Origin of the sequence: Okeania hirsuta (assembly GCF_003838195.1) — a bacterium.
GTDB classification, from domain to species: Bacteria; Cyanobacteriota; Cyanobacteriia; order Cyanobacteriales; family Microcoleaceae; genus Okeania; species Okeania hirsuta.
This window is the reverse complement of sequence record NZ_RCBY01000332.1, coordinates 1-6,137: the sequence shown is the minus strand read 5'-3', so window position 1 is coordinate 6,137 and position 6,137 is coordinate 1. Positions and strand designations below refer to the sequence as shown.

3 protein-coding genes are annotated in these 6,137 nt (G+C 37.1%); 2 read left to right on the top strand and 1 reads right to left on the bottom strand.

The features are described from left to right. Positions 1–401: 401 nt before the first annotated feature. On the bottom strand, positions 402–2,855 hold the full coding sequence (gene pheT / locus D5R40_RS29480; protein ID WP_124155619.1) for a phenylalanine--tRNA ligase subunit beta: 2,454 nt from the start codon (positions 2,853–2,855) through the stop codon (positions 402–404). A gap of 1,075 nt (positions 2,856–3,930) precedes the next feature. Here pheT and D5R40_RS29475 point away from each other — a divergent pair. Both D5R40_RS29475 and D5R40_RS29470 read left to right on the top strand, forming a co-directional pair. Next, the gene (locus D5R40_RS29475) at positions 3,931–5,541 is read left to right on the top strand and encodes a serine/threonine-protein kinase (RefSeq protein WP_124147051.1); all 1,611 of its coding nucleotides are present in this window, start codon (positions 3,931–3,933) and stop codon (positions 5,539–5,541) included. Positions 5,542–6,002: 461 nt separating this feature from the next. Continuing rightward, positions 6,003–6,137 (top strand): helix-turn-helix domain-containing protein (locus tag D5R40_RS29470; protein ID WP_153183515.1); only part of this gene is annotated, 135 nt, incomplete at its 3' end.

Below are 6,137 nucleotides of genomic sequence, written 5' to 3'. Positions count from 1 at the left end.
GCGTGAGGACACAGGGAACAGGGAACACCGGAGCTGGGAACAGGGAACAGAGAAAGAAAAACATAAATATTAAAGAGGAAAAAAGGTGGAAATTTTAGAATTTATGGAATTTATAATTTTTTCTTTTAAGAAGAAATCACAAATTAAGATGTAACTGCCTTTGCGTGAATTTGGTATAAAACGCTCAAAAAGGAGCGTATTTTAGGCGCATAGTTTGGCAGAAAAATCAAGGGACAATTCTTATTCCTATCTCCTCGCTCATTCCCATTTCTCCTGTCTCCTGTCTCCTGTCTCCTGTCTCCTACCCCCTACTAAAAGACTTTTGAGCGCAAACCTTATTTATTGTTGATAATTCATCATTTTGATTTCGATGATGAACTACCAACAATAACTCACAAATATTAACTTCTGAGATTTACTTTAAATTTATCAACCAAAGCATCTCGAACCTTTTGCTGAATAGGGTCAATATCTGCATCAGTAAGAGTACGATCGCTCATCCGATAGATTAATCGAAATGCTAAACTCCTTTGACCCTCCGGTACATTTTCACCCCGATATTCGTCAAATAATTCTATTGACTCTAATAACTTTCCAGCAGACTCAGAAATTACCTGTTTAATCTCATTCACAGACACCTCAACTGACACAAAGAAAGCAATATCTCGGTCAGCAGGTGGGAACGTAGAATAACCGCTAAACTTGCGCCTCAACATATCTGCTTGAGTCATCACTGACAAGAGTAACTCTAAATTAAGTTGAAAAACATAAACCTCATCTGGTAACTCTCGCTCCTGTCGTAGTTGAGGATGCAATTGCCCGAATACACCGAGTGATTTACCTTCCAACCATAATGACGCTGTTCTCCCTGGATGCAATAAGGAATTTTCAGAGGTTTGTTTATATTCAACTGCTAAATAGAGTCGTTCAAACACTTGTGTCAAAATACCTTTAGCTTCAAACCAACTTAAAGGTTGTTCCCGACCACCTAGAGTCCAACTTTTGGGAGCATTACCCATAATTCCAGCGATCGCATCTGCTTCCTGAAATTTTTCTCCCTCTTTCCAGAAAATACGACCTATTTCAAACCCATTTAATGCTCCATTTCCTTGTTCGAGGTTATATTGAAAAGCATCAATAAGTCCACTTAATAATTCTGTACGGAGAGCAGAATATTCCACAAATAAAGGGTTAGCGATCGCTATTTGATTTTCCTCACCTTGCTTAACCAAAGAATAGTGCATCAATTCTGTTAACCCTGCTCCACGGAAAGCTGCTCTGAGATTAAGCACCGCAGACTGTTCCGGTGGTAAATAACCCGCAGCACTTTTACTTGGTAGAGTTTCGCAGAAGTTATCATATCCATACAAACGGGCGACTTCTTCTATAAGATCTATTTCCCGTTCTAAATCTCGATAACGATACGGAGGTACTGTCACATTCCAAACTACTTCCTCTGTAGTCTCCGATCTAACTAAACCACATCCTAAAGATGTGAGAATACCTTCCACTTCTTCTGGTTGGAGAAAAGATTCATACAGAGTACCTTCTCCGCGCTTCAGCGGTCCCAAAATTTCATTAATTCGGTTGAGACGCAGGGATAGTTCACGAGTTACTGTCAGGTGGTCTGCTGCGGTGCTAAAAGTTTCTTGAGTAGTAGCTTTTCCACCAGCTAATTCAGTAATCAACATAATAGCACGACGGCAGGCCAATGCTAATTCAGCGTGATTAACCCCACGTTCATATCTAGTTGATGCTTCTGTGCGTAGACCTTGAGTCCTAGCTGAACGACGGATAGCGATCGGAGCAAAAATTGCTGCTTCCAATAATAGGTTTGTGGTATTGTCATTAACTTCCGTTTCTTCACCACCCATTACTCCAGCTAAAGCAACTGGTTTGTCATTGGCCGTAATTAATAATGTTTCAGCTTCCAGGGTCCGCTTTTGACTGTCTAGGGTCGTCAGAGATTCGTCAGACTTTGCATAACGAACTCCTATTGTCAACTGCTCATTACCTGTCAGGGCTATTATTTTGTCTTGGTCAAACCCATGAAGTGGTTGACCCCACTCTAACAAAATATAGTTAGTAACGTCTACTACATTATTGATAGACCGAATACCTGAAGCATCCAATCGTTGTTTTAACCATCCTGGTGAAGGACTAATTTTTACTCCTTCAATAAAAGTACCAATATAGATCGGGCAAGCTGCCGACTCTGAGATATCTATTTTCAGACTACTAGAGCTTTCTTGCTCTGTAATCAGAGCGCCAGAAGCTTCTGGTATTCTCAGAGATGCTCCTGTCAAGGCCGCCACTTCTCGAGCAACACCAATCATACTCAAAGCATCAGCACGATTTGCTGTTGTTGTCAAGTCTAAAATGACATCATTTAGACCAAGTAAAGGCCGAACATCACTGCCTAACTGGGGATTTTCTAACTCAAAGATATGAATTCCTTCAGCATCTTTTGTTAAGCCCAATTCTGCCAAGGAACAAATCATCCCTTCAGAGGGGACACCTCGTAGTTTACTCTTTTTAATTTTTAAGTCAATTTTCGACAAATAAGTACCAATAGTTGCTACTGGCACATAAATATCTGCTTTAGCATTAGACGCTCCACAGACAATATTTAATGGCTCTGCTTTGCCAATATCTACTTGGCAAACTTTGAGTTTATCAGCATTAGGATGTTTATTAGCTTCTAATATTTTTCCTACGACTACCCCAGTTGCCCAGGTGCTTCGATCTTCTATTTCTTCTACCTCGAAGCCTGCCATTGTCAGAGTTTCAGCTAACTCTTCTGGAGAAATTTTGATGTCTACCAGTTCCCGCAACCAGTTCAGAGAGATACGCATTCTTTAATAATTCCCGATCTTGAGGCACAGTAGAGCAAGATATTTGCTCTTAGGCCATATTTATAACTTCAAGTAACATTTTATCTCTCTGGTGGGTGGGGTCATAATTTGTCGAACTTTTAATTTATCGTCGGTCTTGATGGTCAATGGGATATGGCAAAGAAACTGCTATCTGTTCTATCATCAATGGAGGTTTGTTTGCCTTACTATTTTCTTTTCCCGACCTCAATTAAATGTGAAATTAATTTTCACAGGTACTTAAATTTTGGGCATGGGGGGGGGATAAGTGAGTTTAAGACTCCCAACAAATCATTAATTTGGTAGTATTTAGTTAGTAGTTGGCCTTAACCTTCCACTAATTAATTCTGTATGCCAATACTTCCTTTAACGGTTAGATCCTTTTCCTGACTTCTAAATTCTTCTTCCAGGATCACAAAAGGTAAAAGTAACATTTGTCACTTTATTAATCTTTATTAATTACTAATTCACTCAAATGATTATTAGTTAAAATTTTTCACTTATATTTATCTTCTTTTGACTTTTGTGGAGGTTGCAGATACAGAAATCAAAAATCATATTAATGCTTTCGAGTAACTCATTAGTATTACGGATTGCTACTTTTGATTTTTAATATTTGATGCTTCTACTTTTCTGTCCTGACTAAAATACCTTTTCTGATTATGGAAATATTTGATTTAGAGATCAACTTAATCTTAATCAAGAATTTTGTGATTTGAGATTATTTTGCAAAATAACTATAAACTTTAATCATATTATCATTTTACTATTACATATTATTATCTTACTATTACATAAGTATAATGTAATATATCTAGATTATTAATCTAATGATTTAAAATCAACCTAATCAATCAAATTCTTAATATACTTACCTCTTGTTAGGAAAAATATATAACTATATATCTGGACTCATCAAGCCAGGACTAGGATCAATGTATGAAATTTTAGATAATAAGCTTTGTGTAAATCAAAATAAATTGGCCTTTGTTTAGTGAAATTAGTGTGAAGAGATTGGTCATTCAAAGAAAAATTCAAATTAATATTTTTGTATAATATGAGCTACTGTATAAATCCTGCCTGTCCTCAACCTCAGAACCCAAATAGTTTAAATCGCTGTCAAGCTTGTGGTTCAGAGTTGGTTTTGCGCGATCGCTATCAAATTATTCAACCTCTTGGTAAAGGAGGATTTGGAGCAACTTTTTTATCTAAGGATACTTCCTTGCCAGGAGATCCAATTTGTGTAATCAAGGAATTGCGTCCATCGACAACAACGCCAAATGTATTAGACATGGCGCGAAGACTATTTGAGCGAGAAGCTGAAACCCTGGGTAAAATTGGCCATCATCCCCAAATACCTAGATTATTGGGTTATTTTGAGTGGAAGAAACATTTTTATTTAGTTCAAGAATATGTAAGTGGCTCAACATTAAAACAGGAAGTCAAAAAACAGGGTTTACTTAATCAAGAACAAGTTAAACACTTTTTGATCGAGATATTGCCAGTAATAAGTTATATCCACAGTCAGGAAGTAATTCACCGAGACATTAAACCTGCTAATATCATTCGGCGGAGTCAGGATGGTCATTTAGTTCTGATCGACTTCGGTGCAGTCAAAGATCATGTTAATCAAACTCATCTTGCCAGTGGTGGTACAGGAGAAACTGCTTTTACAAATATTTCTATTGGTACTTCTGGTTTTGCTCCACCAGAACAAATGGCTTTGCGACCTGTATACGCAAGTGATATTTATGCCCTAGGAGTAACTTGCATTTTTCTGCTGACAGGAAAAACTCCAAATAGCCTTGGTTACGATCAGATCAATGGTGAAATTCTCTGGCGTCCTCTTGTTAATATTAGCGACTGGTTTGGGGAAATATTGGAGAAAATGCTAGAAGTTTCCGTGCGACATCGCTTCCAGTCAGCAGAAGAACTTTTAACATCATTGAAGAAAAAAGAATCTGAAAACAAACAGGTTGAACTAATTCCAGATAATAGTCTAAATACATTATTTAGAGAAGAGTCCACAGTTTTTAATGACAATGAAAATGATTTTTCCTGGATGTCTACTAATAATCAAATTGCTCAAAAAATTCGAGAACGCAAAACTCGTTTAGAAAGGAAACCTACAACTCGATCTCGACCTCAGATGAAGATGAGGAAAGAAGTTTCTAAAGGATATTTGACGACGATTTCTGCAAAAAAGACAACTGGATTAAATTCTCAAACTCCCGAGAAATGGACTTCTGCAACGTTGCGTAGTGCTTATGCTAAAGGTAGAAGAGATTTTCCTGATTGTAATTTAAGTCGCTTGAATTTGCGTAATGCCAAGTTGTCTGGAGTTAATTTTTATGGAGCTAATTTACATCAAAGTAATTTGCAAGGTGCAGATTTGTCCCATGCTAATCTTGGTCATGTTAATTTAACTAATACTACTCTCAAAAATGCAAATTTGACTAAGGCTTATTTAAGTACAGCTAGTTTGGCAGGATGCGATCTGCGGGATGCAGACCTGACAAATGCTTATCTGAATGGTGCGAATTTACAAGGAGCAAATCTGTGTGGTACTAATCTTGATAATGCAATGGTAAATCAGAAACAACTAAATATGGCAAAAACTAATTGGTGGACAATTATGCCCAACGGTAAAAGAGGTTCGGGATTCTAAAATAGTGGATATTTACTAATATTATATATATAATAGTGGCCGAAAAATTTTCAGGAGTTGCTTCATGCTCGAAAAATTTTTTTATACCACGATGATTACGTTATTACTGCCTATTTTATTAAGTATATCACCTTTTTCCAAACCTCAAAGTTTGAATTTTAAGGAAATAATATTATGTCCGCTTGAATACTTATGCTTTGGTGTAGGAAAGGCAGAAGGCATAAGGCAGCTATGCTGAAGGATTTCTTTCAATTGAAACTTAATTCTATACACGCTCCGATGCGACTGGACATGATATAACATGGAAAAACAACCATATTCAAGATATATCTCCGGAAACTTAATTTTTGTACAGGTATTACCGAAAAATTGGGTTTAAAGCCTCCCCCTTTTAGGGGGACTTTTTAGTTGATTTTATTTCAATAAATATGTTGTTATGTTCTTAGTTGAAAAGTCAGGTTATGAAAGCGAGATTTAAGTACCGTATCGATCCAACGCCTGGACAAAAATACCGATTAGCCAAGCTATTTAGTTGTGTCCGCGTCGTCTGGAACGATAGCCTAGCTTGCTGCCAACAAAAGTATAAATCAGAAGAA